Raw genomic sequence first — 5,008 nt, 5'->3', positions numbered from 1 at the left:
CTGTTGCTTGGTCGCAGGGTTGAGACGGAAAAACGCAAATCCGGCAGCGGGAAGCATGCCGTGGAAAACTCAGCAACCGACGCCAGGACTGGCACTTCGGTTGTCGCTTGATACGCCCGAATCGCAAAACGCATCGAATTAATCGATTGATTTTGCCTGCGGCACCCGGAAATCACGGTGTGACTCGGACGCCATCATCCAAATTTTTACTAGCGAAATGGAAAGATTGAAAATGACTCTTCAACCCGAAAACAAGACCCCTTCTCTGAATCATTTGATCCAAGAAACGCAAACGGCTCCGAAAGCGGTTGCCGAATTCCATTTGCCACCGGCGCAAGGCTTGTATGACCCTAGCCACGAAAAGGATTCGTGTGGCGTGGGCTTCATTGCACACATCAAAGGCAAACCAAGCCACCAAATTGTCTTGGACGCAGACCAAATCCTGCAAGCGATGGATCATCGCGGTGCATGCGGTTGCGAGCCCAACACCGGTGACGGATCGGGCATCATGTGTGGATTGCCGCACGCCTTTTTGAAGAAGGTCGCCAAGCGTGACCTCGGTGTCGACTTGCCCGCCGCGGGCCAATTCGCAGCCGGCTTGGTGTTTTTGCCCAAAGACGAGAGCGAGCGAAAGCACTGCAAAGAAACCGTCGAAAAGTTGATCACCGAAGCGGGCCAAAAACTGATCGGTTGGCGTGTCGTGCCGCAGATGACCGACGTGGCAGACGTGGGCCCAACAGCGCGTCGCAGCGAACCAGTGATCGAACAATTGTTCGTTGCCGCCAGCGATGGGCTGAGCGACGATGCGTTTGATCGCAAATTGTACATGATTCACAAGCAAGCGAGTAAGCTTCGCGCCGACAAGTCGCTCAAGCAAGCGATGATGTTCTACATCTGTTCGCTGAGCACGAAAGTGATCATCTATAAGGGAATGCTCACTCCGGCGCAGGTGCTGCCGTATTACCCCGACTTGCAAGATGAAGATTTCGAAACCCATTTGGCCATGGTCCACAGCCGGTTTTCGACCAACACCTTTCCTAGCTGGGACCGTGCTCAACCGCTGCGTTTCATGAGCCACAACGGCGAAATCAATACACTTCGAGGCAACTCGAACTGGATGCGTGCACGCCAAGGATCAGCCAAGAGCGAATTGTTCGGCGACGATCTAAGCAAGTTATTCCCGGTGGTCGAACCGCACTGCAGCGACTCGGGAACCTTTGACAACGTGCTCGAATTCTTGCTCATGAACGGCCGTACGCTGCAAGAAGCGATCATGATGATGGTCCCCGAAGCATGGCAAAAACATGAAACCATGCCCGAAGACAAGCGTGCCTTCTACGAGTACTTCTCGTGCTTGATGGAACCTTGGGATGGCCCTGCATCGATCGCGTTTACCGATGGCCATTACATCGGCGCGACACTGGACCGCAACGGACTGCGACCAAGCCGTTACTACATCACGCATGATGATCGCGTCATCATGGCCAGCGAAGTTGGCGTGTTGCCGGTCGATCCTGCGATCGTCAAAGAGAAAGGTCGTCTGCAACCGGGCAAGATGTTCTTGGTCGACTTTGCCGAAGGCCGTCTGATTCCCGACGAAGAACTCAAGAGTTCGTTCGCCAAGAAAATGCCATACGGGGACTGGCTTAAAGAAAATCGTATTCGTTTGTCGGACTTGCATCCTGAATCGGAACCTCATGGTTTCGACAGCAAAACGCTGCTTCCCCGGATGCAAGCGTTCGGCTATACGATTGAAACGATCAACTTCATGTTGCGTCCGCTGGTCGAACAACTTCGCGACCCCGTCGGTTCGATGGGGAACGACAGCGCACTGGCTTGTTTGAGTGACAAGCCGCGGATGATTTACGATTACTTCAAGCAGTTGTTTGCTCAGGTGACCAACCCCGCAATCGATTCGATTCGCGAAGAAGTGATCATGTCGCTGGAGTGCTACATCGGCCCCGAGCAGAACTTGTTGGACGCCAGCCCCGAGCATTGCCATCGCTTGCTCGTGGACCACCCGATTTTGACCAATGAAGAAATCGCGGCACTCAAGCACATCAATTACGAAGGCTGGCACAGCCGCGTGATCGACATCACGTTTGACCGCAGTGAAGGCAAAGCGGGTCTGCAAGCGACGCTTGACCGGATCGCCAAGGAAGCCGAAGAAGCGGCCGATCAAGGGATTCAATTGGTCGTGTTGAGCGATCGCGAGATCAGCCATGACCGCGTCCCTGTCAGCGCGTTGTTGGCCGTCGGTGCGGTTCACCACCACTTGGTCAAGCAAGCAAAACGAACGCGTATCGGATTGGTGATTGAAACCGGTGAAGCCCGTGAAGTGCATCACCACTGTTTGTTGATCGGCTATGGTGCCGACGCAATCAATCCTTATTTGGCGTTCGAGGCACTGTGGCAAGCTCGCCGTGACGGATTGATGGATTCAACACTCGATGACGACAAAATTGTCGCTGCGTACCGTAAAGCGGTTGCCAAAGGCATGCTGAAGGTGATGGCCAAGATGGGCATCAGCACGCTGCAAAGCTACAAGGGTGCTCAGATTTTCGAGGCACTTGGATTAAAGGACGAGATCATCGCTACCAGCTTCGTGGGTACCGCGAGCCGAATCCAAGGGGTTTCGTTCGACATTCTTGCCGAAGAAACGATCCGCCGACACCGTCTGGGCTATCCCGAACGAAGTGTCGATCGTCAAGCACAACTGCCCAACTTGGGCGAGTACCACTGGCGTGCCGAAGGCGAAAAACACGCCTGGGATCCTCAGTCGATCGCGACGCTACAGATGGCCGCGAGAAACAACAACGAAGACGCCTATTGGAAATTCGCTCACGGCATCAACGATGACAACCGCAAACGTTGTGCGCTGCGTGGATTGCTCGGTTTCAAAGAAGGGGTCGCGGGCGAAGCGATTCCATTGGACGAAGTTCAACCCGCTAGCGAGATCGTCAAACGATTCTGCACCGGAGCAATGAGCTTTGGCAGTATCAGCGCCGAGTCGCACGAAACATTGGCAGTCGCGATGAACCGGCTGGGCGGAAAGAGCAACACCGGCGAAGGGGGGGAAGACCCCATTCGTTTCCAAACGATGGCAAACGGCGATTCCAAACGATCAGCGATCAAGCAAATCGCATCAGGACGTTTCGGGGTAACGATCGAATATTTGACCAATGCCGACGAGCTGCAGATCAAGATTTCGCAAGGTGCTAAGCCTGGCGAAGGGGGTGAATTGCCCGGCAAAAAGGTCGACAAGAATATCGCCCGGATTCGTTACAGCACGCCGGGCGTGGGCTTGATCAGCCCGCCGCCACACCATGACATTTATTCGATCGAGGATTTGGCTCAGCTGATCCACGATTTGAAGAACGCCAACCGGGCCGCGCGAATCAGCGTCAAGCTGGTTAGCGAAGTGGGCGTGGGCGTGATCGCCTCGGGTGTCGCCAAAGCGCACGCGGATCATATTTTGATCGCGGGTGACACCGGCGGAACCGGAGCCTCACCGCTGACGAGCATCAAGCACGCCGGTTTGCCGTGGGAACTCGGTATCGCCGAAACGCATCAAGTTTTGGTGCTCAACGATTTGCGAAGCCGCGTGGTCTTGCAAACCGACGGTGGTCTAAAAACAGGCCGCGACGTTGTGATCGCCGCCTTGCTAGGTGCGGAAGAATTTGGCTTCGCCACCGCACCGCTGATCACGCTCGGATGCATCATGATGCGTAAGTGTCACCTGAACACTTGCCCGGTTGGGATCGCGACCCAGGACCCTGAATTGCGAGCCAAGTTCACCGGTAAACCAGAGCATGTCGTGAACTATTTGTTCATGGTTGCCGAGGAAGCTCGTCGCATCATGGCGAAACTTGGGTTCCGCACGATCGACGAAATGGTCGGACGCACCGATTGCTTGAAGACCGAAGAAGCGATTCGTCACTGGAAGATGGACGGTCTCGATTTGACCCCGATCTTGCAACCGGCGAACAAGCCGCATGCCGACGTCGACGTCCGCTGCACACGCGCCCAAGATCATGGCTTGGAAAAATCCTTGGACATGACGGTGTTGTTGGAAGCCGCGATGCCTGCACTTGAAAGCGGAACGAAGGTGACGATCGAATCGCCGATCATCAATATCAATCGCACCGTCGGCACGATCCTCAGCAACGAAGTGGCCAAACGATACGGCCAAGCGGGACTGCCCGATGGCACGATTCACATCAAACTGACCGGTTCGGCGGGGCAAAGTTTGGGTGCGTTCCTGTCACACGGAATTACGATCGAACTCGATGGCGATGCCAACGATTACGTCGGCAAGGGACTTTCCGGCGGTCGTGTCGTGGTTTACCCGCCGAAGCAAAGCAGCTTTGTCGCCGAGGACAACATCCTTGTTGGCAACGTCTGTTTGTACGGAGCGACCGGTGGCGAAGCGTTCTTGCGAGGACGTGCTGCCGAGCGTTTCGCGGTTCGCAACAGCGGTGCCAAAACCGTCGTCGAAGGTGTCGGCGACCATGGTTGTGAATACATGACCGGCGGCCGCGTGGTGGTGCTTGGAACGACCGGGCGTAACTTTGCAGCAGGGATGTCTGGAGGAATCGCCTATGTCTGGGACAAGAAGGGTGATTTCAACTTGAATTGCAACCTCGCCACGGTGGAACTCGAATCGATCGAAGGCGACGAGGAACAGGCCGAGGTCAAGGAGTTGATCCAATCGCATTACGATCACACCGGAAGTGCGGTGGCCAAGCAAGCCCTGGAGGACTGGACCACGTTTGTCGCACAGTGCGTCAAGGTAATGCCGCGAGACTACAAACGCGTCTTGCAAGAAATGAAGGCTCAGACCGCCGCTTCGGCGTCGTAAGCCCCCAAAAAAATCGTCGAGGGGGGGGGGGCAAAACCCCCCCCGACTCTTATTTTTTGAGGTGTTTATTGGCTTACTCGCCAAGATGGGCAAAAACATCCATGCGGTCATCCGGCAATTCGCGGAGATCATGCGGCGCGGGGAACG

At 55.4% G+C, this 5,008-nt stretch carries 1 protein-coding gene; it reads left to right on the top strand.

Going from position 1 to position 5,008, the window contains the following annotated elements; genetic code table 11:
* The first annotated feature begins 232 nt into the window (after positions 1 to 232).
* Positions 233 to 4,861: a glutamate synthase large subunit gene (gene gltB, locus ABX962_RS29875; RefSeq protein ID WP_372725014.1), complete on the top strand. Its 4,629-nt coding sequence runs from the start codon at positions 233 to 235 to the stop codon at positions 4,859 to 4,861.
* Positions 4,862 to 5,008: the final 147 nt, after the last annotated feature.

Source organism: Novipirellula sp., assembly GCF_041583735.1.
In the GTDB taxonomy this organism is placed as follows: Bacteria; Planctomycetota; Planctomycetia; order Pirellulales; family Pirellulaceae; genus Novipirellula.
Note: the sequence above shows the minus strand (reverse complement) of the source record. Positions and strands in the feature narration are given on the sequence as shown.

Excerpts from the sequence above, each read along its gene's own strand:
- gltB (WP_372725014.1), top strand. The coding sequence starts at position 233 with ATGACTCTTCAACCCGAAAACAAGACCCCTTCTCTGAATCATTTGATC.